1 pseudogene is annotated in these 385 nt (G+C 66.5%); it reads left to right on the top strand.

The annotated features are described in order from the left end of the window. Window positions 1–385: pseudogene (locus DSY14_RS28255) on the top strand (phosphoesterase); the annotation flags it as partial.

Below are 385 nucleotides of genomic sequence, written 5' to 3'. Positions count from 1 at the left end.
GGCCAAGCACTCCACGGTGGACAGCCACTACTACTCCCAGATCACGATGATGCGGACCATCGAGCAGATCCTCGGGATCCAGCCGATGAACCAGAAGGACACCGCGGCCACCCCGATGGCCTCGGCGTTCACCCAGAGCCCGGACTTCACACCGTTCAAGGTGCTGCCCAACCGGACCTCGCTGACCGCCGGTGTGAAGACTGCGCCATCCTGTGGTCTGGACACCCCCGCGGCGCAGGACCTGAAGGCAGCGGCCGTGCCGTCGCCCTCGGTGCCGGCGGACATGAAGGACATCGCCGCCCAGTGGGACGAGTGGAAGCCGAAGCAGCGGCTGACCGGTCCCAATGCCGTTCCGGACTACGCTCCCCCCGCCCAGATGAACCAT

Source organism: Nocardiopsis sp. MG754419, from assembly GCF_018207095.1.
GTDB lineage: Bacteria > Actinomycetota > Actinomycetes > Streptosporangiales > Streptosporangiaceae > Nocardiopsis.
Note: the sequence above shows the minus strand (reverse complement) of the source record. Positions and strands in the feature narration are given on the sequence as shown.